The sequence below is a fragment of the Paenibacillus sp. JT22N1 genome (genome assembly GCF_059692155.1).
Genome location: NZ_JCAUAW010000027.1, coordinates 1 through 24,717, shown reverse-complemented (window position 1 = coordinate 24,717; position 24,717 = coordinate 1). Strand labels below are relative to the sequence as shown.

Here is a 24,717-nt window from a genome sequence, read left to right as displayed (position 1 = left end):
GTTGAGCAAGAACCAGTTAAGGTTGGATAATTCATTTAAATTTGACCCAGGCATGACCCTTTGGAAATTGCCGGTTAAAAGCAGATTTCAACCATGTATTTTCTTGTGGTAGAAGTGATGGAAGCATTTTGTGGAAATCATTGATATCCTTTTCCCGTATTTGCAAAGCACCTGCTTTATGGAGAAGTTGGATTTCAGGTCTCAAATAAGGTATGCCTTCAAACCACACCCCGACAAAAAAAACCGGGGCGTGGTTCTTTCTTTTCCCTCCCCATCTGTGCCATCATGAATATAGGGGTGATGAACATGTTTAATGACTTCAAGCTCACGGATGACCGACCGGTCTATATCCAGGTGAGAGATTACTTGAAACGTCTGATTATAAAAGGATCCCTGCAAGCCGATCAGAAGCTTCCCTCCACCCGCGAGCTCGGCTTACTGCTCGCCGTCAGCCGTAACACCGTTATTTCCGCCTACGCCGAGCTGGAGGGGGACGGCTTCGTCTATGCAGTTCAAGGGAAAGGCAGCTATGTTGCTGCAGTTTCCGCTCCCCCGGGCGCAGCCGCCCCATCCTGCGAAATCGATTGGCAATCGCGTATAAACGGATATGCGCGGCAAGCAGTGGAGCTGGACCGGATGAAACGCGGCATTCGCGCAGATAAAAGCGTCATTTCCTTTACCAGCATTGCGCCCGACGAGAAGTTGTTCGATCTGGTCAATGTAAAGCGCGCTTTTCTAGACCGAATAGCGATGGAGGGGGGCGTACTGCTGAATTACGGCTACGCGAAAGGTTATAAACCGCTTATCGATTATTTGCTGAAATATATGGAGCAAAAGGGCGTCGATCTTAGCGGGAAAGATATGCTGATAACGAGCGGCTTCACGGAAGCGTTCGATATCGTTATGTCCGCCCTTCGTAGGAAAGACGGCGGATCGGTCATTTGCGAAAACCCGACCCATTACACAGCCATCAAAAACTTGAAACTAAACGGCTTCGACATTACTGGCATTCCGATGGAGCGTGACGGCATCAATCTGACCGAGCTAGAACGTGCATTGACGGAACAGGCTTACGATTGCGCATATTTTATCCCGTCCTACCACAATCCTACTGGCATCGTAACGTCCCCTGAGAAAAGACTGGCGATCATGCAGCTCATGGCCCGTCACCGAATCCCGGTCATCGAAGACGGCTTCAACGAAGAATTGCGTTATTCAGGTTCGCATGTGTCTCCATTAATCGCAACGGCCGGACAGAGCAATGGAGTTATTTATATCGGCAGCTTCTCCAAAGTGCTCTTCCCTGGCCTCCGGGTTGGCTGGGTGCTGGCGGACCGCCGGCTGATCGATTGCCTGGAAAGCATCAAACGGGCTCGTAGCATTCACACATCGACGCTTGATCAATCGGTGCTCTTTCAATATCTCCATAACGGCAATCTGGAGAAATATTTAAAAAAAGTCCGTGCCGAATATAAACGAAAATACGAGTGGACGAAGCATTGCTGCGAAATGCACCTCCCTTATAAAAGACTATCGGGAGACGGAGGTCTGCATCTGTTTGTCGAATTCGATGAGTGTTTCGATACGACGGCATTGCTTAACGCGTGTTCCAGCCAAGGGGTAATTTTTACGCCTGGCGATATGTTTTACACAGACGGTGGAGGAAGGCATACGATGCGGCTTGGATTCTCGAGAGTGCCGGATGATGATATCGGCAAAGGGCTTGAAATTATCGGCCAGACGGCCAAACAACTTATGAGATAACGAGGTGCGCACATGAAAGTTGGCGTCATTATGGGAGACGTATCGATGTTACTTTAAAGTGTCGAGTACATTTTCGTATGAAATAATATTTTGAGGTGATTGTAATGAAAAAAACGACAAGCGGCTGGATCAATGGTTTCCTAGGCGTACTCATCTTCAGCGGCTCGCTACCCGCAACACGCGTGGCTGTGGTGGATTTTGATCCGTTGTTCCTCACCGTATGCCGCGCCGCAATCGCAGGCGTGCTTGCGGGAGCGCTTCTCCTCGTCTTCCGGCAACAACGGCCTGTCCGAAGCGACCTATTTCCGCTACTGGTGGTAGCACTCGGCGTGGTAGTGGGTTTCCCGCTGCTGACAGCCTTGGCGCTTCAGTATATCACATCCGCGCATGCCATTATCTTCATTGGACTTCTGCCGCTTGCGACGGCGATCTTCGGCGTACTGCGCGATGGTGAACGCCCCCAACCAACTTTTTGGATCTTCTCAGTTATAGGCAGCTCCCTTGTGGCAGGATTCGCCCTAACCCAGGGATTTACATCTTCGCCGGTCGGCGATGCGTTCATGCTGGCTGCTATCATCGTGTGCGGTCTCGGTTATGCGGAAGGGGCGCGGCTCTCACGGAAGCTAGGGGGCTGGCAAGTGATCTCCTGGGCGCTCGTTCTGTCGCTTCCCGTTATGTCACTGCTCTCGTTTTATTACATGCCGGACTCGTGGGCGGGTATCGGTCGTTCCGCTCTCTTCAGCCTTGCTTATGTCTCCCTTTTCAGCATGCTCATCGGCTTTGTGTTCTGGTATCGTGGTCTTGCCCAGGGCGGCATAGCGGCGGTCGGACAGTTACAACTCCTCCAGCCTTTTTTCGGCCTGCTGCTTGCGTCTCTCGTTCTGCACGAGTCAGTCAGTTGGACTATCGTTGCAGTGAATATCGCCGTCGTACTGTGCGTGGCGATCGCACGGCGGTTTGCAGCAAAAAAGTTTTCACCGTCAACTCCGATATCGCAGAGCTATAATAAGTGAATTTATGAAATGTTACACTAACCAGTATATTTTCCATTGTCATCGAATTATTTCCTATTGTATCAGTCATTCATTACAGTTATTTGCGTTAAACTGCCCGTTTACTTCAACGAAATCAAAAAGGAGCCGCTTCAAAGCAGCTCCTCCACTATAGCCTGGCGTCTATTTTAAAATCTTTTTAACCAGTCCATGATTGTATCTACTGTTTCCATATATCTCTGTCCTACGAGCACGCCGGTATGAGTTGTGTTCCAAAGCCCTTTATATGCAGCACGGAGGTGCTCCGCTGTCACCCTACCCCGACGGTCGTCATCATCACAGTTTACTGCTTTGATAACCAAGCACGGGCAAGAAATTAAACTGCTGTCTATTGATATACCCTTTGTTTCGATTGAAAAAGAAAAAGCGCTAAATGCATTTGATGACTCCATTGTCAGATACTTTCTTTGAAATTCAATGTCATCTGCCGTTTCATCTATGCTTGAAAGCTCTTCACGGGCTGGGGCAGGCAATATGATACCAGGTGCCATCTGGGCTAATTGTTTGTATGGTACTACTTCATGAACTTCTCTGCTTATTACTGAATCAATCAACACCAACCCTGCGATCTCGACGGTTTCAGCCAACTTCTGGCTCAAGATCCCTCCCATGCTAAATCCGATAAGAATCGGCGAAACACCACATTCAGCGATAACCTCTTTAATATCCTCCAAATAATCCTCGAAAGTTATTTTAGTCATATCCAGCAGCCTGCTTTTGTAGTGACTTCTCAAGTTCATGACATAGCATTCCCACCCTTCACTGATAAAGTGAGGAATGTATTTGCTCCACATCCAACTTCCTGAGTAGCTACCGTGTACAAAAAGCAAAGGAGGCTTTTTTTTAGTTGCTTTCGGGAGGTTTTCCCCCTCGAATATCTCTAAAAATAAATCGTTTTCCCCAATGTATTTCTCCGTATGATCGGGCAATTCTTTCGTAAAATCTTTCACGATTATTTCCTCCTCATCATTTAATTTGATATCAAACTATTTATTTAAAAAAATTTAAAAGTTGTTATAAATCTTTTTTAAAACGTTAAGCAGATCTTCTTTTTCTTTTTCAGAGATGTTTAAGTAAAACACGTCTAACATTTCTTTAGATATTGATTCAAAGATCGGTTTCAGTTCACTCCCCTTATGGGTTAAAGCAACATAAACAACCCTCGTATCCTCTCTGTCCCTTTCCTTTGTCACATATCCAAGCCGGACCAACTTGTCAACAAGTGCTGTGACTGTAGATTTATCTTTATTAATTCCTTTAGAAATGTCCGCCATAGTGAGTCTGGTCTTCTTAAATAGCTCATAGATGATATCACCATGCGAAGTGCCAATACCGTCTATCCCATACTTCACCATCTCTGCTACAATAAACCGATTAACTTTCTCTCTAATTTTGGAAATTAATGAAATGGCATCTCTACTTTGCATAATCACATTATAGTTTGATATCAAACTAATGTCAAACGTACTTTGTACGCTTCCCGCGGTGGGATACTGATGAAAAACCATCGCCATTTTCAGCCCATTCACTTAAAAGTTTGCCGCCCCCATAGACTACTATTGTACTTTACAGGAAAACAGGCTTCTATCCGGCGCAAATGATTCCAGCCTTAATATAATATAGAGATCATACTTATATTGGAGGAATCTACCTTGCAAAAACGTCGTTCTCAAAACAATGGGGTTAGCGAGAAGAGGCTTGGGCTGTCCGCAAAACGAAATTTCCCTTTATTTTATAGAATCGTAACCAATCCCATCTATGCAACCCGATTGGTTCAAGCTATTGAATCACGTAATATGGACTTAGCCGTAAAGCTGATTCGCCGTGTGGTGCCAGGGGCGGCTGTAAGCATCGGTTCAGGGTTCGGATCGGACTTCAATTTCAGCAACCCGGCGCAAATTTTCGGTTTCGGTATCTTCCGCCCCGGAAAAGTGCTGCGTACGAACGAAGTCCGCCAGGTAGCCAAGACCATGCTGCCTATTATTGCGAAGCTCCGTTCATGCCAATCGTTTCGCCTCCGAATCCTGTCTCTGTTTCGCCAGAATAATGAAGCCGCTATCCTTCGTGCCCTCCGCAGCGTGTCCAAATCCTCGAAGTTCATTTCTGTGATCATAGACCAATTCGGGTTCGCTGCCGTCGTTCAGCTGCCCAACGGGGCGAGATATAACGCCATATTCACTATAGCCCTGTGATATAAAAAAGCCACTCCTATTTGAAGTGACCCCATAAAGTTAGACAAGGTTTTACATCATCAAATAGCATAATCATAGCAGTGAGTGCTGGCTTGCGCACTGCCCCACAGTCGTCCGTCAAATGAAGCTAGGCCGGAGAGACACTAGGAGTTCGGCAATTGACTACGTTCGTCTTCAAATCTACAGTAATAGATATATGTTCTTGTTCTCCGACAGTATTCGAGTGTCAAGAAAATGTTCCGATAAAATGTCGACTCCATTCCCCCTTTTTTTGGAAAAGAAAAAAACCCACTGCCGACTCTGATGTGATTTTTGATATTGATCAGATTTTGATATTTGTACACTCCGTACTAACTACTAATTCATTTATTATTGAATGTAATGCTTCTTCAATAAAATAATCTTTGATTGTTGGAGTAAATTCAGACCATTTCTTCCAAACAGGTTGATTTCCTGTTTTATATATTTGAATCCCAACGTCAACTAATAGAACCTTCAGACTTTGAACATATGCGTGTATTTCAACAGCCAATCTCGATCTTTTTACAAGGTGAACTTATAGGTGAGAATGTAATAATTCAATCTCATGATGAAGAATATGTATTAAGCACCATTGGAGAAAGGTACGTTAAGGCAAATTGTCAATTTCTTAGTAAAAGATAATTCCAATACCATACTCATAAACATAGAATATAGTTATCACTAAGAAGAATAAACGTAATAATAAAAGGTCAGTCTGCTGAAGCAAACTGACCTTTTGTTATTCAACTATAGTTTCCGTTAGCGTAACGCGGCCACCGTTAATGCCGGCAGCCGCATCCTTTTTAGCTACAGTTCTCAGTTAGAATGATGGGCAGGTAGGAGCATCAGATGTATGGGAGTTTCTCAAACCTATTCTGAAATCCTCTTCATAATCGATCTGAGCCTGTCTAAATTTTGTTCATTCGCTTCTTCGCAAATCGGTTTGAGCTTGGTGTATTCATCCTCAGTTTCGAAAGTCTGCCGGAAAGTGATCTCTGTTCCACCGTCAGCGTCCTCGAATTTAGCAGTCAGAATAAAGTTAGGTCTGGTTTCGTGCCTCAGCACAATACATTCGGGCCCGATTTCATGAAAAACGCTTCGGTTCGGATAGTCGGTTCCGTTAGGGCCATGCATTGTATATTCCCAGACGCCTCCGGGTCTTAAATCGAAAGTGTGGAAAGAATTCGTGAAACCATTAGGTCCCCACCACTGGGCTAGGAGTTCCGGCTCCGTCCAAGCCCGGTACACCAAATTTCTAGGGGCATCCAACTTGCGACGAGATACGATTTCGAAGTTGTCTGCGTTACTTTCCCCAAGGGATTTTCCGAGAAGGTCCAGCATTTCCTTAGTTCCTTGCTCACGTTGTTCCGGCGTATCGTGGCCGTCAAAAAACGTACCCTGTTCTGTAAATATCAGTTTAATGCCATCGCTGGTCGGCTTTAATTCAATGGTCGCGATGGAAACCGATATCCGGGCTTCTCCTTTGTCCAAACTATATGTGTATACCAGACGTTCATTGGGCACGATTTCCTGATAAAAGGCCTCAAATGTATACACAGGACCTCCTGGGGGGCCACCACTGCTCAATTCTCGTCCACCGACACGGAAGTCGAATACCTCGGCAGCCTGGAACCAGCGTGCTTTGGCGCTCCGGTCCGACCATGCTGCAAACAACCGTTCCTGAGAGGTACGGTAAATGCGCTCAATTTTGAATGTAGAGTGAGTCGTAAATCGTTGGTTCATAAGTAAATCCTCCTCTAGAGAAATCATGTCAAATTATCATTTAGAAAATCGCCAAGTTGATCGAAACTGCGTTCCCAGTTCAACCGATGTTCAATGATATACTTTTCGTGGCTCATCTTCATCGTTTCTAGAACTGAAATAAATGCATCAATTGAAGGCGGCACCTGATGTTTCATTCGTTCGGTCACGCGTTCGAGTTCGGCCAGAAGCTTCTGTTGGGTTTTAATATTTTTCCGGATCCGTTCAATCTGAATAGCCACGATGTCGGAGGGGCTATACGTATGACCTTTCAGCACCGCCTGAATTTCTTCAAGTGATAAGCCCAACTCTTTAAGAGACAAGATTTGTTGCAGCCGTCTAATATCGGCTTCGTTATACAACCGATGACCGGTTTTAGAATATCCTGAGGGAGAAAATAAGCCAATCTGATCGTAAAACCGCAAAGTACGGACTGTAAGTCCGGTCAATTTGGCAAGATCCCCCACTTTCCAATTTTGTTGCATAATCCACTCCTTTCTTTGGCGCTAGCTGTTACCGGTATCTTTAGTATAAAACGTAACGTTACGTAAGGTGCAAGAGGTTTAAAAGGAAACATTTACATTTTATCGTTCTGCGTAGCGTAATGGGTCTTTTGGGCATTTTTCTGCATTATAAGTGTTTAGTGAAACTAGTTACTGATAATTTTCTTTTTTATAAAATAACCAGTAATAAACACTAGGATAACACCGAAAACATACGGTAAATAGTCTCTCAAATTATACCTGTTCCCTGCATATTTACCGCCAAAAGTTGCTTTGATATACACGCCCTGGTCATCTTTAATGGCAATTGCATTATTAATCCCATTTATTTCGTAGTATTCCGTTCCCTCAGGATATCGATTGGAAAAGTTTCCAGAGTAGGTGCCTTCCCTATCGTAATATTTTGTTACCTTGCCTATTTTCTTACCAATTTGTTTTGAATCTATATATTCTTCTGAAATAACGTATATTTGTCCGTTGTTGACAACAAACATATTTGCCCAGTCAGCGGAGACAATACCGATCAATAAATTAAACGAAATTAAAAAAACAAAAAGTGAACTTATTGTAAGACGCATTTTTCTCCCCTCTAATTCCAAAACCTGTATAAAAATTAAACGGATTTATTTAAAAATGGTTGCGCGTTTACTTCAAGTTTATCAGCAATCGCTCAGGTTTGTAGTAGTTTCGGTACTTCCCACACACAACGTAAGGCAAAGGAGGCCAGACAGCCGAAACGAGGAAGCGTCTCGTCACCATGCCACCCTGCATGTCTCATTCCCTTTATGTAAGTTGACAGAAAAAGCTCCCGGTACTCCCTATACTTATCACTCGGCACATGCCACCGGCTAAAGGATAACCATAAGAACCGACCAAGATCCTCTGGTTTACAAAAAGTTACAACGATAGAAAGAGGAATTATTCCCCTTATGTGGAAAGGTTAATTGAGTGAACAACGGACATTTTCGAGTCCGGATTGAAGGAGGAATATTATGCCCATCCATCCCTACGGATTGCTCAAATGCAAAGCACACGACCGGCGTCTCGGCACAAACGAGAACCCGCATTACCAGGTGCACGCTATCGCAAATAACGAGCACTTCCGCATAGCGATTAATGTCAAATCGCAGATGAGCCCGTCCGAGTTGTTGTACTGTACGATTGAACATTTTCAGCATGTCACGACGGCCGATTTGTCTGCTATGCCATTTGGTTTTTCGCCATTGGCAAGCAAGCCTGACGGACAGGCACTCGATTATATTCGTAGCAATCTGTTCGATCGGCGCGACATGGTACCGCTTGCCTTCAACATACCGGGAAGAGACAACGATCTGAACGAGAAGCTTGACTTCTACATCAGACGCGCCATGGAAACAGAGGATGCCGTGCTGTACGCTTTTGGCGAAAGATGGGGTCCTGAACAAGGCAAGCCCGACAAAATTTTTGGATTCAAACCCGGCAATGGCATTCACGATATTCATATGAATCAAGGTAACAGCGGCACATTTACGAAAGACGACGGTGTCTACCAGGACGGGGGTCTGCTAATTCACTTCCCGTCGGAAGATCGGTGGATCGCCGTATTCCTCGCCTTTCAGTCCCAGTCATGGCACACGGACGATAATTCGGGACACGCAATCACTAGCCCCGTGGAGGAACCAGTACCTAATACCGACACAACGCCGGTTCAGGTGGAAGGCGGCAGCATTCGAATCGCAGGAGTCGTCGTGCTGACTGAAGACGGCAGTTACGAAACGGTCACGCTGCTAAATGCTTCCAATCGGGCCGTAGACTTGACAGGGTGGGTAATCGCAAACAAGGCTAAGCAAAAGTACAAGATTCATGGCATCATCGAACCCGGACAGTTTATGTCCATCCCAGTAGCTGAACCTGCATTCTTCCGAGACAATGGTGATATTATTACTCTACTCAACCGTAGCGGCCTAAAAGTCGCCGGAGTCTCATATACGAAGCAGCAAGTGAAACCAGGCTGGACTATACTCTTTTGAATTCATACAAATAGAAGAACCGCCTTCCAATTAATAGTTTGGAAGACGGTTCTTTATTTTTTTGTGGATTTTTTTGTTATAAAAAGCTACCGAGTGTTCGCAATAGCTCTGTACGGGAAACTTGATTTGTAATCAAACTTTCTCAAATATAGACCATGGAGACTCAAATGCATTTATCCATTCCTTTCTCCATATGATGACCATGCAAAATAAAAAGTGATGGACCTAATCCTGAATGACGGTAATGTTAGTTTCCCCGCCTGAATAGATTCGGCTTGTTCGCGGGTTAAGCACGGTGGCACCTGATCTCTTGGTGAGGCGAAGAATTGCGATACGATTCAGAGCGCTGCCGTTATAGACATTAAGTGGAGCTGCTCCGGTCTCCCGAAACTCCGAAATGAATAAATGGTTCGTACGCGGGTTGATCAGCATATTTGTTGAAGAAGGAATAGTTAACGTTCTGATCACACGATCCAATCTGCCATCAATGACAAACATCCGCCCCTTTATTGATATTTGTGCGCTTGAGACATAGATTCGGTTCGTCACAGGGTTAAGTGTAATTTCACTTTGAAGTCTGCCGAGCTGAATATTGTGAATTTGATTCGTTCGCAGGTCCAATACGGAACAGAATCTGCTTAGGTTGTTAGCAATATAAAGTCGGTTTTTCCTCGTATTTAAGGCCGGAGTTATGACTGGATTTCGCCCCACTTTGACAGATGTCAGAATGTTATTCGTACTTCCGTCAATAACTGATACTGTATCTTTACTGGTGTTCGTCACATAAATTCGGTTCGTTCTTTCATCAATTGAAATTTGTGAGGGACGTCCAATAAAAGGGATTCTCTGTTGGATCTTGTTGGTACTCCCGTTCAGAACAGCAACATTGGCCTTGTTAGACGATAAGGATATTGTCGCTATATAGATCAGATTCGTTCGGGAATTAAGTGCGATTTCATCGCAGCGTTCTCCCACTTTAACAGTTGTGATGATCCGGTTCGTGCGGCCGTTAATAACAGAAACGGTACCATCAAAGAAGTTAACAAGATAAATACGGTTCGTTCTCGTATTGACTGCCATTTGGTAAGGCAATTGTCCCGTTTTCAATGTTGCTATGATTTTGTTTGTGTTACCATCCAGAACACTCAAATCGTTGTCGCCTTGTAAAAAGTACACGCGGTTCGTCACCGGATTAATGACGATGTTGGAGACTGGGCTTTTTACAGGAATAGTTGCAATTATGCGGGGTATTTGCGTATTGACTCGAGGCTTCAAGACATGCCAAGATTTTCGCTTCATGCTGTTTCCCCTTCCAGTAGGCCGATACTTCACTCAGTATATTCATACTGTTCTGAAAGGGAACTGTATAGCAACGTATCCACAAGAAGTCCGAGGCACACGAAAGTCCGCCCAAATTTCGAGTTCTTGTTTCGTGGAGGAATGGACTTTAATATTACTGCTGCTCTTTCATCGAGACGGCAATGTTATAAAAAATACGTTCCGCAGAATGATTGGAGATGTTGGATAATTCATCCGATGCGGCGGCAACTTCCTCAGTGCTCGGAGATGAAGAAAGAAGGCTGTAATTTATTCTTTTGAATTAGTCAATTTAGAGATAATTTTGCTACCAACTTTCTTCGTTTAGGAGCAACACTCGAAGAAACTACAACCGCCTCCTATTTAATTCCCTTTGCTCACCCAAAACGTGATGCGGTCGCCATTTTTGACGGCATTTCCGGGCGTTAGGTCTTGCTTAAACACGACCCCCTTAACGGCGACATTCGACTCCAGGAAAAACTGGTATCGAAGCCCGGAGGCAATTGCCATCTTCTCGGCATCCTCCCTTGTATGAGTGACCAAATCAGGAACGACGCCTGCCTTAGATTGTACCTCGCCATCGACTGCCGGCTGAACATCGGCGCCAATAGGCGTCTGAGTCGGCGCGCCCGTTTGAGCCGGCATCCCGGATGCCGATGCTCCAGGCTTAGATGTCTCGTTACGATTCATTGATACCTCTGTAGAAGCGGGCGTCGGAATTGTCTGCGGCTTAGAACCGTTCACAAGGTCCGGGTGCGGACGCAGTGACAGCCAGAGCAGTAGAACGAGCACACCGAAGACGGCCGTAGAAAGCAGACGCCACTTGCGCAGCTGGAACGATTCGCGGAACAGCTCGCTGAGTTCCGTCATTTTGCGGTCAGTAGCCGTACTTATGCGCGCCTGAAGCTCCCTGAGCTTGGCGGATTTCCGCTTCCGTTCGCTTGACGACTTCATATCGTTAGCCGGTAATGCAGATGTAAGAAGTTGCGTCTTCCTCTCGCCATTGATTCCGAGCAGTACTTCCAGTTCCTGTTGAAAATCAGCAAGCGTGCATGTCCCTTCATACGCCTTGCAGGCCAAATCTACGGCACGTTCCCGAGTTACATCCGAGAAATCCGCAAACGACCGATTCAGATCGAATGAGTATGCACTAATAGAGGATGTCGGGATATCCGTTTTGGCACACAGCTGGTACAGAAGTAGAGCCAGCCCCGGCACACCGCGTCTTCCGTTCTTCCCTTCCGTCCAATAATTCATGATCCGCAACCGGCCATTATCTTCAATCCATAGATTTTCCGCGTCAACCGAACATTCCAGCAGTCGATTGAGGCGAGTTTCTCGAATGCCCTTGGCCAGCTCGTACACATACGTGAGCGCCTTATGACCCGTTATCTCCAAATCGCTCAGTCGATCGGACAATGGACTTCCCGTTAACGCTTGAAGAATAGCAAACAACGTTCCGTCTTCTGAACCTGCGTCCAGCATATGCATGAAATGCTCGTCGGACATCTGGGATGCTTTTCTCATCCATCGCAAGGTTTCCTGATGCGCTGATTCGTCTGTCTCTTGGCAAGTATATAAAAGAACATCGCGTTTGAAGGTCAGATCCATCCCTCTTAACCACAACCCGTTCGCCATCCTCTTGATCGGTTGATTGAGCATATAGCGGTTTCCAATGATACCCATGGGCGTCCCCCCCTTATACGCATAGTTATTCGCTTATCATCCAAATTTTACGTCACTACTGGTTGTAATTCCCAAAAAACGGCAGTGTATTTCTTTATTTTACTCCATTTTCCTTCAAATTCTTGGTTTGTCATGCAATGAGGTGTTTGATAGCTTTGGATATCTCAGCGTTAGACCTAATCTATGGAAAAGGGGACGTCCCCTTGAAAAAGAAGATTTCCTTTTCATTTTCTCCTCCTTAAAACCATCTTGAATTTCTATCCTTTATTTCCTATAAAAATGCATCCAGTAGAATTTCAAATTATGTTTGAATATCGATCGATGAACGACACAGGTTGAAAAGCAGACCCCTTAGTTTGAAGTAGGCCTGCTTTTCAGTCAAGTTATATGCTTTTTACAGTGTCTGGGCATCGCGAAGCAGAACTTTTGCTGCCTCGTTCGATATATGCTTACCAGCTTGCGCCTCCACTTCATGAATGAAGCTTTTTACGTTTCCTGCATCGAGCTTTTTAAGCAAGCTTGTTTCTATCCCTTTATTGTAGATCCAACCGCTGATTTTGAACCGTTTCACAAGTAGCTTTAAGCTCTCAAGGCTTGCAGCGGTTTGAAACCGAACCGTTCTACTTGTCTTGTTGCCTGCCAAATCGCTGGCCGTAACCGTAAATTCATGTGTTCCGAGTTCCAATGCGTACAAGTCAATCGCCCTTCCAGTCTGCACCAGCTTCCCGTCCAACATCGCAACTGTTTTTGTTGCGTCAATACCTGATATAATGTCGATCGCCGTAAACTGCGGTGTTAAATCCTCAGCGCTTGAGTACTTTCCTTCGTTCGGTGCGGCAACAGCAATGACGGGAGCGGTACCGTCGATGTTAAAGCTAATCATTTTGGGCACTTCCGCATTTCCTTCACGATCTGTCGATCTGTAGCTAACGCTGTACTTGCCGTCCTTATCAAAGATGATAGGTGCCGTATATACCCTCCATGCCGTTCCACCATCTAGGCTGTATACTGTTTCCGTTACGCTTGACGCCACATCCTGAGCCGTTAAACTTACCGTTACCGGCTGCTTATACCAGCCATTCTGTCCGTTCGGCTGTTCCGGAGAGACAATAGCCATTGTGACCGGAGGAGTTTGGTCACCGCCAGGCGCTTTCTTGTACTCGAACGCAACTTTTACCGGTTCGATCATAGCGTTCGTTGCCAGCTGAGCTTCATAGATTCCTTCAACATTGCCGGTAAGCGTAAATGCAATCTGTAAGTCGCCCGCCTCCGTAACGGTTGTCTTGCCTTCGTATTGAACCTTGCCATGAGGATCAAGTACTTTCACATTCACATCCGTAAGTTTACCATTCATAGCCAATCCTTGAATGGTTACTTTTTTGGTTGGTACATCTACCGCCGCTTTAAGTCCATCAATGGTTTGGATCGTTACTTTCTTCGCAAGATTGTATACGCCGAATTCATAGAAGGAATATCCATAGTCAGTCTCTCTTTTGATGCCTTGGAACTTGATATATCTTGCCTTAACCGGCTCAAATAGAATCGTATTTTTGCCGTCCTGCGCTGTGATGATCCCGTTATTCTCTCGGATAACGCTCTTCCAATTTTGCTTATCGTCGGATACAAGCAGCTTGTAGGTTTTTGCACGAGCGTATTCCCAGTCGATTCTTACCGTATCCATCTCGGTCACTTCGCCAAGATCGACCTGGAACCATGTATCATCAACCGTATTACTCGCCCAGCGTGTGGCAGGGAAACCGTCAACAGCTTTGCCTGGGGCTAAATTCGAACTGCTGCCTTCTACCGAGGATGCTTCGGCGGCCTTGTCCTGTGCCAGACTTCCAACCAGGAAGTATACGCCTTCCTTCAGCGTATTGTAGGCCCCGACCGAAATGCCTTGATCTTTCTTGAGAAGGTCCAGCGTTGCATTGAAGCCTTTGAGATATTTCGTTACTTCGGCTGCATCTTTTCCTTCAAAGCGCTTCATCATTTCCAAATGATTGTTCAGTGCGCGAGCGCCATCAGCGTTCGAGATTTGATTATTTGCCTTGAAATCTTGAACTAGCTTGATCATGCTGGAAGCATTCATGCCTGCTTGGATCACATAAGTAGTCGTCTTTGTTTTGGCTGCAGCTACAGTGATTGCTAGCTCATGCTTGCCTGCTTTGCCTGCAAGGCCAATCTCCGTTCCTGCCGTATATGGCTTGCCGTCGAATTTAGCTGTTACTTGAGCGAGACCGCTTCCATTATCATTCTTGATAGCCCATGTGAATTGAACTTTCTCCGTATCCGGTACAACGACACCGCTTTTCAGCGCTTGTCCGTTCATTTTGACTTCAACCTCAGGCGGAGCCTCGTTATGGACTTGATAAGTGCCTTTTACAAACTGATACAGCCAGTCGTACATCACACGCGTTGAAGGAGTCGTGCTAACTGCAGTATCATATACAGCATTGTTTCCTTGGTAATACGCTTTAAAAATGCTCGGTTGCATAAGCCCCGTCTCAACACCGCTGTTCAAATAATCAACAAAGCGTTCGCGGAATACGCCATCGTTCACCATACGATCATCGAATTCAAGCTCATTCGTCATTCCGTATCGTTTGGCAATATTGGAAGCGTCTTTAAGCTTGTCGTACCCCAACTCCTCGAAGAAATAGTTAGGCTGGAACGCTACAGCATCAAACCCTACATCCTTCCACATATAGGCTTTGTAAGCCAGAGAGTGCGGAATCCAAAAGAACTTCAAATTTTTGGCATGAACAATATCACTAGCCAGCTTAACAGTATCAGGACCAGTAGAGGATGTGCTGATCTGCTCCTCTAACCAGTACATGCCGGCGAGTTCAAGGTTTGAATAATTTTTTGCTGCCCATTTTTGCTGCGCCTGATCTACATACCACTGTACAGCCTTTGCTCTGTTCTCAAGCGCTTTATCTCTTCCTACATCCGAAACGCTAAAATTTTCAACTACGCCATTGCCATCAACATCACCAAAGTTGTTCATATACTCTCCTGGATCCGGAATCATCAGGACGACTTTGGTTTTATGCCCAGTCTGATTTAATTTCGTGCCAACCTCAAGCGTTGCGGCATTCAACTGATCCATATCGCCATTGGTTGCAAAAGTCTTGTTCAAATACCAGGTCCAGTCACTCATGTTAGCGCTTCCATTAAAGCCATGACCTTCCGGCGTACTCAATCCCAAATAAAGAACACCGTCAAACAGCCAATCCACAGGCTCGCCGGACTTGTTTACGTAGCTAATGTTAGGAATAATTTTTTCTTTGCTCCAGTCGCCTTTTCCTCCTGGATAATGACCGTTATAGAACAATCCGAGATTGCGAATTCCTCCTGTTGCTTCTCCAGCCTGTAAATAACCCACGGGTTCAGCAGGAACAACTTCCGCTCCGGCAAGCTTTCCATCCGCACCCATGATCTCGACCTCATCAATCAACGTCCACGCTCTTGTGTGCATGGAGAAGGTCACTTTCACAAACCGTGCATAAGCCAACTGTGCGCCCGGTTTGCTTTTAATGCCGTCACTGCTGCCATCCCACGTATACGTCTCGTCTCTTGGCGGTCCGTCTCCCCACAAAAGCTGCGTTGCATTGTGTGAAAGCAATCCCCAATTCACATTATCGTCAGAGACGTACATCGAAACCGTTAAAGGAACAAGAGCCTCATTCGTTGGCCAGTCCTGCATAAACCGTGCATTGATTTTCGAAATCGATTTAGGCTCGCCCAGGTCGAAAACAACTTCGCGGGTCATTTTCTTCACATGTCCTACCCATGCCGGATCTGACATATTTAGTAGACCATGGATTCCATCCGTAAGCTTTTTGCTGCCATCAGGATGGATTGATTCCGGCTCTTCCGACCACTTATAATCCAGACCCAGCGCAAGATTCCGAATTACAGGTGCGGGCTGTCCTTGTTCCGCTTGTGCTACCGGTACCACGGACAATAACATAGCCGCTAAGACGGTCAAGGCTGCCCATTTCTTTTTTATCCTCATATTATCCTTGCTCCCTTCATGAGTAAATAACCATTAAACCTCATTAACTAGTTGTTCGTTTTAAACTTATTACGGTGAACCTTCCTCCTTTCCGTAACAAAATCACAGTATAAGCTAATAGCAGTGTCTGTACCTATTACATTAAGAAACTTGTCTCGTGATGCAAAGAGACTAGTTATTACTTGTCGTATACATTTGTTTACATTGCCCCTTTGAATAAGCAGCTCTTACCATCGCCACACGTCAGAAAAAGCCGACGGGTACACGGCTTCTCTCATACAACTTTCGATCGCTACCTAAGGCTTCTACTTCTTGTAGGAGCCCGAACCCGATTTCCAGGGGGAAGCTTCGCTTCGTATCATAAATAACATCCGTCATACATGCTGCGGGTATAAAATAATTACCGGGCTTATCTGTAAAGTGTATCTTTTAAAAAAGGTTTGGGCTGTGGGTACCTTTTTTGTATACTAATGTTCTATGAAAATATAGTTTTAGACTAACCCGAAAAAAAGAAAAAGCGACGGACTAGGACATGAAAATAATGTCCTAGACTGCCGCTAATATGACTGCTAATTCAATTATCGTTCTTCGTTAGCTCAATGCTAGAAGGACATTTGTTCAAAAAATTCCTATTATTAAAAAATAGAATAGGAGCTGATAAGGCAAGCTCCTTTAATGAAGAGTCTCCGATTTTATTTTTTTAAAATGATGAAAATGGCACCTACTACATAGATAGTAACATTGATAATGTTGCTTTTATCTTTTGTATCAATCAACCTTACAAGGAAAATCGTTGCAGTTAACAAGAAAAACCAAGAGAAGTTAAACTCTCTGATTCCAGTTGAAGAAACAATTACATATATAACAGTAAATAAGGATATAAGGAGCTCTAAACCAAGAAGAACGCGGTTCCTATTTTTATATGGATTTGTAAAGATAAAAGCATCTCCTTTGCAGTTTATTCGGTTATTAATTTAGGATAACATAAATATTCATTAATTTTCCATATTTGGTGTTTTATATGGATATTTCATTCAGTTTAATTTCCCTGTTTATTAAGCAATCCTACCCTTTACTTCAATGCAATCAAAAGGGAGCTGCTTCAAAGCAAGCTCCTCTGCACTATAGTTTCTCGTTTGTACAATAACCCTTCAAAGGATTGTCATCCGAAATATCGCTCTGGTCCTTTATTTCCCTCTGAATTCCACTCTTGTGGTAATCCGTATTCATTTATTACATGATAGATCTCATCCATGGTGTAGACCTGACCTCGATACGGCTTAATGGGGATAATTTCGCGTTGGATTCCCACCTTTTAATATAAACAATTCCCTAGCCATTATTTCGAGAAACTGCAAGATAATCCATAGAGCGTTTACTAGCGAATCCTTTCTTTTGCAGACGGATATTATTGAGAACTCGTTCAGCTTCATCCGCTTCTAGGTCACTTAAATTACGAAATTAATTTTTTTGTCAGAATGATTTCCATCGGCTCATTTTCAAGTAATAAACATCCCGCATCCCGATATCCTAAATTTCTGTAGAAGTGCTGTGCCTCTTCACTAGCCTGAGTAGACGTCATAACCAATTTAAAGCCATTTCGTTTCATTTCATCTTCCCATAAGAGGACAACTTGCTTGCCTATACCCTTGCCTCGATATTGTTCGTCGACCCAAATCATATTCATGAAGGGTGTGTTATCCCAGAAATATCCGTACCTCATCCATCCAATATTACTTTCATCTTGGTTCCGTAGTATATATATTTCATTTTTCTTTATTTTTGGCAATATTAAGTTCTCTAAAATATGATGGTCACGTTCTCGTATGTATCCATAGTCTGAATCAGTTGCAACATCTATCTTCATCTTATCCCCTCCCTTGATGGCACAGTAATCAACTAATCCATCTTTTGTGAACTGCCAGTTAATAGAGTGAAAGACTGCTACACAGCATCCCTTCTGATGTTTAACTATCGTTTTCCGTTACTCTGGGGCCTTAGATGTCCGATCACCGTTTGTAAATAGCGCTTCAGGTTGTCACTGTTGTGTGCAAACAGACTTTGCACTGACGGCTGTCTTCTTAGAATTCGTTTCATAAACTTTTTTGCGAAAAAAACGAAATATAACTTGACATTGGAGTCAACTCTAATGATATTCTGATTTCATGGAAAAACGTTATTCAATACAAGAGGTTTCGCGGATACTTGGGATGCCGAAGGATACTCTTCGGTATTATGACCGGATAGGGATCGTCTCGCCGTCCCGAGAAGACAATCGGTACCGCAGGTATTCAAATGACGACCTCATCGACTTGATGAATATTCAGATTATGCAGTACGCAGACTTTTCTCTTGACGAAATTAGGGGGAAGTTTGGTTTCCGCAAGATGGAAAAAATCGACCCCGCTTACTGCGAAGAGGTCGCCGCGTTCCTCGATGCCAAGAACGCAGAAACGCGCAAAAAGATTGCTCATCTGGAAAAGGTCAGTTTGCTGCTCGACGTCGCAGCCGAAACGCTAAGGGACTTTAATAACGAAAGTGACCAACATCTAGCAGAGATCGTCGGAGAGATTTACAAGGATATCCAAAAGAAGGAACCAGGAATTTCCAAGGAAGGTTGTGGTAAACATCAAGGTTAGGAATTTTTATTATCTGATTGCAGGCGTCCTTGCGATGCTGTTTGCCGTCACGCACGCATGGAACGGGCAATCCTCTGTGCTGCCGACGCTCAACATTGAGGCGATATCCGTGGGTACCCGGACAGTATTCACGTATGTCTGGCACATCATCACGGCGGAAAATCTGGTCTTCGGCATCGCTTTCATTTTCATGTCATTCCAAATCGAACGATCAAAGTTCCGGTTTGCAGCATGGCTGATCGCGGCGATCCTGATCGTCCGACTGATAGTTATTCTTGGTGTAACGGCATTGCTTGACGTATCGGGGCTTACGAATACGCTTATAGATTCGATTGCTATCGTGATCTATGTCGCCCTCATCATACTAGGCACAAGAATGAAGAAAAAGCAATACGATGGTCAGCAACCACAGTAACAGAGATATACGCTAAGCATTGATCATGTCTGGATTGGTTTTTTCCTTACTCTAAGCAATCTGGACCCCACAAAAGAAACAGCGGCGGACTAGGACTCAAAAATAAGTCTTAGACTACCGCTGCTATTATTGTACTACCACCACTCGTCAAACTACACTGAAATGTGGATTTGGGGCACTTATTTTTTGTTTTTCGATTAGTTTTCCATTCTCAAGAAAAAGCACTCGATCACAAAGCGGCAGTACTCGTTCATCATGCGTAACCATAACCGCGCTCTTTCGCTGATCCTTTACTTGCTTCGCGATCATACTCACTATATCGTGCCCTCGTGAGGCATCTAAGCTTGCTGTTGGTTCATCTGCGAATAGGACAGCTGGGTCATTCATTAAGGCTCTTGCGATAGCTACCCGTTGACGCTCCCCTCCTGAGAGTTTCTCAGGATATGCGGTTCGTCGATGAGACAATCCCATCTTATCGAGTAACTCTTTTGCTCGTTTGGTTGCCTTCGCCTTTTCCATCCCTGCAAGCTTGGTTACCAAAACCAGTTGTTCTTCAACTTTCAAGTACGGAATCAAGTTGGCACTTTGAAAAATAAATCCGATTTTTTGAAGTCGTAGATCAGAAAGTGCTTGCTTGTCTTTACCGATAATGGATTCTCCATCGAGTAGAACATGCCCACTCGTAGGTTCAAGAAGTGCTCCTGCTATGGACAGAAATGTACTTTTGCCCGAGCCTGAAGGGCCCATTACCGCGACTAGTTCACCTTCGGCCACCTCAAGGTTTAACTTATCCAAAATCGTTCTTTCCATACCGCCATCCTCAAAAGTCCGTGTAATCTCCTGTAATACAAGTCTGTTTTTCATGCTGCTGTCCTCCCAATCGCATCCAAAGCATCAATTTTGGCGACTTTCCACACCGAAAATAGCGAACCGGCCAAAGACATTGTTATAAAGGACAGGCAAGTAAGTGCCAAAGTGGAAAAGCCTAATTGAAATGGCATGGAACTTGGCAATACGGCCTCAAACAATTGAACCAACAGGACGCTAAGGACCAAACTGCCGACCGATAAGACCAACACCTGCAGCGTCACACTTCTAGCTAGATAGGCAGTACGTGTACCGATGGCTTTCAATATACCAAATTGACTAGTTTTCTGAATCGTGATGACATAAAAGAATACAGCCAGTACAAAGGCAGAGATTACAAATAAGAATACAATCATCATCATAAGCGAGCCTTGCTCTTCTTTGTAACCAGGAATCCCAGATACTGCCTCAGACTTCGTTATCACTTCCGTATTGGGCAGCGCGGACTGAAGCTCCTTAACTTTTTCTTTTGAGGCTTTAATGGCGATTGCATTGTAAACTTTACTGTCTGCTACTGATTCAGTTCCTTGACGTGTAAGTGTCTGCGCTTGAAGATTAAGCCAGTCCTGCTTATTTAGAAAGACAGCCGGAGCATGACTGAATGACTCATTTTTCACAAAACCACTTACAGTCCATTTTGTTCCCGAAGCTTGATCTACAATGATTGAGCCAATTTTGACTCCAGAATTAGACAGCTTTTGATCAACAAGAACATGTCCTTTTGTCTGATCCGAGATGGGTGAACCTTCTGTTACTGTTGGCGCCAGCCAGCTTTCGAGATTAACGGCCAGCAAAGCAACATCAATCTTCCCAGTATCTCCTGATGGAACAACCGTTGTCATTTTCAGACCAAGTGGCTCTGCATTCTCTTTCCCTACTAGTAAGCCAGCCTTTTCAAACTGATTCTGATCGACCTGGGATCGGGTGAAACGGTGATTAGAGTCCTGTCCTAAGACAAAATGTGTTGCAGCCATATTCTTAACAGAAGCAGCGTTGTCATACGCAAGCCCCTGTGCAAGCCCGGTGACAAACAGAACAAGAAATGCAACAAGCACCATAATCGTAGCGATTAACGAATACCGTGCCTTAGCAAACCTCATTTCTCTAATTGCTAGATACATTGTGATTCCCTCCTTCGTAATGACTAAAGTATAGGAAGCGAATATGAACGGAAAATGAATAACAGGTTACAGTTGAGGTAGCGTCACGGTGAAGAGTGTTCCGTCAGACGAACTGATCTCCTCGATGTTACCACCATGGATTTCAACAATTTTCTTTACTATTGCTAGTCCAAGTCCTGTTCGACCGGAAGAACGCTCACGTGAACGATCCACCCGATAGAATCAGTCAAACAAGAATGGTAAATGCTCTAAGGCAATACCATTGCCCGTATCCGTATTAAATCCGAATGGTCAAAGTTAGATTTAAACATGAAAGTACACGAAAACAAGCTTACCCTTAGGATGAGCTTGTTTTAAAAAAACTTGATTTCTATTTGGTAGATTCAAAGTACGTGATAGGAAGCCAATAGCAGCACCGATTCCGCGGTTACCTCACTATTTAGTAAAAAGAGCACTATTCCCAAGCCTCAGAAATTGAGATAGGTCTATAAGTTTTGGCTGCAAAGGATCCGAGTAATCTAAATACACTCCGAAGCTATATTCATAGGGATCTAAGCATGTAATCTCAACTACCCTCCAGTTACTTCATTGAAATTAAAAAAGGAGCTACTTCAATGCAGCTCCGCACTATAGTTCTTCGTTACTTCAACAAACAACCTTTGCCTTATCGAATGAAACGATCTCAACAGCAACACAAATAGAACCTGATTTATTCCTGCTCGTCAATTTGAACCCACATATCTCCAGCCCAAGTATGAATATGATACCACCGTTTTCCTTGCGGATCGGTCCATTTTTCAAAGGCAGTTACTGTTTGAGGAGTGAGGACGCCGAAAGTTGGGAAAGGCATCGTTGGAAACAGATGGAGGATCGTTTCTTTCTTAAGATTGAGGCTCTCATTGAATTTCTCCGCACCTAATGGCTGCGCATAATCCGGATTGATCCAGAACGTACTGCCATCTTGCGACCGAACATGATAGATACCATTTTCCGTTTTCTCCAAGGCACATACTTTTTGCGGTGGAATCAGCTTGGCATCCGAGGGACGCTGCAAGCGATTAGCTGTATCATATTCCTCCATGTATAGGGTTTTTGTTTGCAGGTCCATGTCCTGATTTAAGACCTCCATATCCGTCAGAATATGAAGATTGGAGACAATCCACATATCCCCTAGCCACGATGTCTCGATTCGATATGAGGTAGCCAGATAAGTTACAGGTGATTCGAATATGGCATTAGCATGAACCGTTTGCGGAGCAAGCACGACATCCGTCATCGTTGATAAAGACGGTTGTGTATAAAGAGATGCAGACCAGAGGAGAGCAATGTTGGTATCGACAATCTTTACGACGCCAATTTTGTCGGAGTCAAGGTGCATCCAAAGATCACCTGCCCACGTGGTATTGATTTTTATCCATACTTTTTCCCCGCGTTGCTTGGCATACCATGACTGCTCTGCATCGACCGTAACAACATCTTGAGGACTGAGTTCCGCAGTTGGATGAAGCGAATCGTCGGGAGTGGAGTAAAGCGGCGTCTGTTCAAACAATGTGATTACCGGTGGAAGTGTGGGTGGGTTAAATTTGCGGATGATAGGACCGAGCAGAGCAGCATTTGCCGGTAAACTAACGATGAAATTTACCAGCATAAATACAAATACAAAGGCATACACATGCTTGCTTCGTTTCATATTCAATTTAATCATTACCTCCTTAGCTGATAACCTTTTAATTTGACGAAATTGGAGCAGTCGTTATTGTTCTATCGTTTCTCATTAGCTTAATCGTGTGTGGAATCAGAAGTAATTTCTTCAATGACAGCAATAGCTTTTGATTTCGAAAAGTTTATGTACTCGATAATGTCATCAAAATTATATACTTCAAGCTCGCAATCCTTATTTTTTTCTATAATTTCAAAATCTCCGTACATCTCTTCAATAAATTTTTGTAAGTCGTCTAGAGTTACATCATCTATTTCTCTCGGGAGAGCATCAATCTCTAACCAATCTTTTAGGTATCCCATATCATAATGGCAAAGTAATTTTGTATTCATTTTTCTAAAATCTGAATGCCATCTTGATAAAAATGTCGGGTCTAAGTCTTGCTTCTGCTTCAATTCATATGGGTAATAGATATACTCCATCCACACGTTATCGGAAATTAAATGTATCAAATATCCTAATGAGTAATCATCCTTTACACCTGATAAGTATGTATCAATGTATCTTTGATAGTTTACCTGCCTAGTTCTCTTGTCTACATCTCCTTCGAAATAATGAGTAATAACTTTCCTTTCAAACGAGAAAGCAGCATCAGGAGCAATTGAACCAATAAAAAAATCTCTCTTGTTTTTTACATCAAGGCTAGAAGCGACCATCTCACCAATTATTAAATGCATTAACCGAGAACCCATAAACCCCCTCCTTGTTTCGCGTTTTTCACCACGCAATTTAAGTTATAACTACCCTGCCCGTTGGTTCAATGAAATCAAAAAAAGGAGCTGTTTCAATGCAAGCTACTACAATAATGTTTTCCGGTAGGTACATGGAATGTTAAATAAACTATACAATCTGTTTTAATTTTATTTCAAAATTAGGTTTGGTTACATATTCCATATAACACGAACTCCCGCCAAAATCCAAGAAGGCTTGATAGCGAGTACGTATAGCTGGAGCTATGACTACATCGAGCACTTTATCTTTCTCGAACCATAGAACTTCTGATGTTTCCTCGGATGTACGCAATTCTCCACCAACGGGCTTGCATATAAAGTCTAGCATAACTTTAGTTGGAACATCAGTTACACCGTCATGCCATTTATAAATTCCTGTATTTGAGTAAACTCCTATTAAGTTAGAAACAATCACGTCTATTCCACTTTCCTCTTTTATTTCTCTTATCAAAGCATCCATTAGGTTTTCACCTACTTCCACTTGCCCACCAGGAAATACCCACCCACCATGCTGTGTCTTCACTAAAAGAACATGTCCTAGTTCATTTTCTACGATACCGCCTACAGCTACAATATGGGTTGGCATTGCCATGTTCATGACCTCCAAATTTTAATATAGCACCGTATTTTGGATAATTATTCCACTTCAAATTGTATCACGAAAGCCTTTTTCATGTGAACTCTACTGCCCGTCCCTCGGTTTTAAGGGTTTATCTCACATATACTCACTCATTCGCAGGATTTTGACACCTTGGTTTGCAGATGTTGTTCAGGAGAGCGCTCATCAGATGTAGCTATTCCCATTTTGGGCATGCGGGAACAGAAGAAGTGTTGGAACATTTCTCCAAGGGATATTCTTCTGCACGTAACACTCCACACTTACCTTGGGGTTCACCATCCC

The 24,717-nt window shown here is 44.0% G+C and carries 21 protein-coding genes and 1 pseudogene; 7 read left to right on the top strand and 15 right to left on the bottom strand.

Features of this window, described 5'->3' with window-relative positions; all coding sequences use genetic code 11:
• Positions 1–306 precede the first annotated feature (306 nt).
• Complete coding sequence (locus tag AC58UU_RS34180) at positions 307–1,764, top strand: aminotransferase-like domain-containing protein (RefSeq protein WP_497321981.1); 1,458 nt, start codon at positions 307–309, stop codon at positions 1,762–1,764.
• Between the two features lie 104 nt (positions 1,765–1,868).
• Positions 1,869–2,777: a DMT family transporter gene (locus AC58UU_RS34175; RefSeq protein WP_497321980.1), complete on the top strand. Its 909-nt coding sequence runs from the start codon at positions 1,869–1,871 to the stop codon at positions 2,775–2,777.
• A 167-nt stretch (positions 2,778–2,944) separates the two neighbouring features.
• On the opposite strand, the gene AC58UU_RS34170 is transcribed toward AC58UU_RS34175, so the two are convergent.
• Together AC58UU_RS34170 and AC58UU_RS34165 are read right to left on the bottom strand one after the other, a co-directional pair.
• Positions 2,945–3,766: an alpha/beta fold hydrolase gene (locus AC58UU_RS34170; protein ID WP_497321979.1), complete on the bottom strand. Its 822-nt coding sequence runs from the start codon at positions 3,764–3,766 to the stop codon at positions 2,945–2,947.
• A gap of 54 nt (positions 3,767–3,820) precedes the next feature.
• Entirely contained in the window at positions 3,821–4,330 is a 510-nt protein-coding gene (locus AC58UU_RS34165) for a MarR family winged helix-turn-helix transcriptional regulator (protein WP_497321978.1), read from the bottom strand.
• A 138-nt stretch (positions 4,331–4,468) separates the two neighbouring features.
• On the opposite strand from AC58UU_RS34165, the gene AC58UU_RS34160 reads away from it, so the two are divergent.
• The gene (locus AC58UU_RS34160) at positions 4,469–5,008 is read left to right on the top strand and encodes a hypothetical protein (RefSeq protein WP_497321977.1); all 540 of its coding nucleotides are present in this window, start codon (positions 4,469–4,471) and stop codon (positions 5,006–5,008) included.
• An 891-nt stretch (positions 5,009–5,899) separates the two neighbouring features.
• Here AC58UU_RS34160 and AC58UU_RS34155 read toward each other — a convergent pair.
• The 3 genes from AC58UU_RS34155 to AC58UU_RS34145 form a co-directional block, all read right to left on the bottom strand.
• Positions 5,900–6,772, bottom strand: coding sequence for an SRPBCC family protein (locus AC58UU_RS34155; RefSeq protein ID WP_497321976.1), 873 nt, complete (start codon positions 6,770–6,772; stop codon positions 5,900–5,902).
• A gap of 23 nt (positions 6,773–6,795) precedes the next feature.
• A complete protein-coding gene (locus tag AC58UU_RS34150; protein WP_497321975.1) occupies positions 6,796–7,275 on the bottom strand; it encodes a MerR family transcriptional regulator in 480 nt (159 codons plus the stop codon).
• Positions 7,276–7,439: 164 nt separating this feature from the next.
• Positions 7,440–7,871: a hypothetical protein gene (locus AC58UU_RS34145; RefSeq protein ID WP_497321974.1), complete on the bottom strand. Its 432-nt coding sequence runs from the start codon at positions 7,869–7,871 to the stop codon at positions 7,440–7,442.
• A gap of 414 nt (positions 7,872–8,285) precedes the next feature.
• Here AC58UU_RS34145 and AC58UU_RS34140 point away from each other — a divergent pair.
• Together AC58UU_RS34140 and AC58UU_RS34135 are read left to right on the top strand one after the other, a co-directional pair.
• Positions 8,286–8,948 (top strand): annotated as a pseudogene (locus tag AC58UU_RS34140) (DUF2278 family protein); the annotation flags it as partial.
• Positions 8,943–9,302, top strand: coding sequence for a lamin tail domain-containing protein (locus tag AC58UU_RS34135; protein ID WP_497322030.1), 360 nt, complete (start codon positions 8,943–8,945; stop codon positions 9,300–9,302). The pseudogene AC58UU_RS34140 and the gene AC58UU_RS34135, both read left to right, overlap by 6 nt.
• A gap of 225 nt (positions 9,303–9,527) precedes the next feature.
• On the opposite strand, the gene AC58UU_RS34130 is transcribed toward AC58UU_RS34135, so the two are convergent.
• The 4 genes from AC58UU_RS34130 to AC58UU_RS34115 form a co-directional block, all read right to left on the bottom strand.
• On the bottom strand, positions 9,528–10,601 hold the full coding sequence (locus tag AC58UU_RS34130; protein WP_497321973.1) for a YncE family protein: 1,074 nt from the start codon (positions 10,599–10,601) through the stop codon (positions 9,528–9,530).
• A gap of 381 nt (positions 10,602–10,982) precedes the next feature.
• Complete coding sequence (locus AC58UU_RS34125; protein ID WP_497321972.1) at positions 10,983–12,305, bottom strand: PASTA domain-containing protein; 1,323 nt, start codon at positions 12,303–12,305, stop codon at positions 10,983–10,985.
• A gap of 394 nt (positions 12,306–12,699) precedes the next feature.
• On the bottom strand, positions 12,700–16,323 hold the full coding sequence (locus AC58UU_RS34120) for a DUF4855 domain-containing protein (protein ID WP_497321971.1): 3,624 nt from the start codon (positions 16,321–16,323) through the stop codon (positions 12,700–12,702).
• 1,453 nt (positions 16,324–17,776) lie between these two features.
• Positions 17,777–18,190, bottom strand: coding sequence for a GNAT family N-acetyltransferase (locus AC58UU_RS34115; RefSeq protein ID WP_497321970.1), 414 nt, complete (start codon positions 18,188–18,190; stop codon positions 17,777–17,779).
• A 298-nt stretch (positions 18,191–18,488) separates the two neighbouring features.
• On the opposite strand from AC58UU_RS34115, the gene AC58UU_RS34110 reads away from it, so the two are divergent.
• Together AC58UU_RS34110 and AC58UU_RS34105 are read left to right on the top strand one after the other, a co-directional pair.
• Positions 18,489–18,962: a MerR family transcriptional regulator gene (locus tag AC58UU_RS34110; protein WP_497321969.1), complete on the top strand. Its 474-nt coding sequence runs from the start codon at positions 18,489–18,491 to the stop codon at positions 18,960–18,962.
• Entirely contained in the window at positions 18,943–19,377 is a 435-nt protein-coding gene (locus tag AC58UU_RS34105; RefSeq protein ID WP_497321968.1) for a hypothetical protein, read from the top strand. Before AC58UU_RS34110 ends, AC58UU_RS34105 begins: the two co-directional genes overlap by 20 nt.
• 147 nt (positions 19,378–19,524) lie before the next feature.
• Here the strand turns inward: AC58UU_RS34105 and AC58UU_RS34100 are convergent, their stop codons facing one another.
• The 6 genes from AC58UU_RS34100 to AC58UU_RS34075 form a co-directional block, all read right to left on the bottom strand.
• Positions 19,525–20,241: an ABC transporter ATP-binding protein gene (locus AC58UU_RS34100; protein ID WP_497321967.1), complete on the bottom strand. Its 717-nt coding sequence runs from the start codon at positions 20,239–20,241 to the stop codon at positions 19,525–19,527.
• Positions 20,238–21,365 (bottom strand): ABC transporter permease, encoded by a 1,128-nt coding sequence (locus tag AC58UU_RS34095; RefSeq protein ID WP_497321966.1) that lies wholly within the window; start codon positions 21,363–21,365, stop codon positions 20,238–20,240. The genes AC58UU_RS34100 and AC58UU_RS34095 overlap by 4 nt, the downstream gene beginning before the upstream one ends.
• A gap of 66 nt (positions 21,366–21,431) precedes the next feature.
• Positions 21,432–21,578 carry an ATP-binding protein gene (locus AC58UU_RS34090; RefSeq protein ID WP_497321965.1) on the bottom strand — a complete coding sequence of 49 codons (147 nt, stop codon included), beginning with the start codon at positions 21,576–21,578 and terminating at the stop codon, positions 21,432–21,434.
• A gap of 496 nt (positions 21,579–22,074) precedes the next feature.
• Positions 22,075–23,061 carry a hypothetical protein gene (locus tag AC58UU_RS34085; protein ID WP_497321964.1) on the bottom strand — a complete coding sequence of 329 codons (987 nt, stop codon included), beginning with the start codon at positions 23,059–23,061 and terminating at the stop codon, positions 22,075–22,077.
• Positions 23,062–23,144: 83 nt separating this feature from the next.
• Positions 23,145–23,777 carry a hypothetical protein gene (locus AC58UU_RS34080; RefSeq protein WP_497321963.1) on the bottom strand — a complete coding sequence of 211 codons (633 nt, stop codon included), beginning with the start codon at positions 23,775–23,777 and terminating at the stop codon, positions 23,145–23,147.
• Between the two features lie 148 nt (positions 23,778–23,925).
• On the bottom strand, positions 23,926–24,408 hold the full coding sequence (locus tag AC58UU_RS34075; protein WP_497321962.1) for an NUDIX hydrolase: 483 nt from the start codon (positions 24,406–24,408) through the stop codon (positions 23,926–23,928).
• Between the last annotated feature and the right edge of the window lie 309 nt (positions 24,409–24,717).